Source organism: Bacillus sp. SIMBA_005 (assembly GCF_046535585.1).
GTDB lineage: Bacteria > Bacillota > Bacilli > Bacillales > Bacillaceae > Bacillus > Bacillus pumilus.
This window is the reverse complement of sequence record NZ_JAWRWI010001193.1, coordinates 1-235: the sequence shown is the minus strand read 5'-3', so window position 1 is coordinate 235 and position 235 is coordinate 1. Positions and strand designations below refer to the sequence as shown.

At 46.0% G+C, this 235-nt stretch carries 1 protein-coding gene; it reads left to right on the top strand.

Annotated features, from left to right (window positions below; all coding sequences use genetic code 11):
* On the top strand, window positions 1–235 hold a 235-nt coding region (locus SB660_RS23860), incomplete at both ends, for a hypothetical protein (protein ID WP_410585088.1).

Sequence of the window (235 nt, the reverse complement as noted above, 5' to 3'; positions counted from 1 at the left end):
GGAGACGAACTTCCTCCAGGTGTTAACCAGTTAGTACGCGTATATATCGTTCAGAAACGTAAGATTTCTGAAGGGGATAAAATGGCCGGTCGTCACGGTAACAAAGGTGTTATCTCTAAGATTCTTCCTGAAGAGGATATGCCTTACCTTCCTGACGGCACACCAATTGATATCATGCTTAACCCGCTGGGCGTACCATCACGTATGAACATCGGGCAGGTATTGGAACTTCACA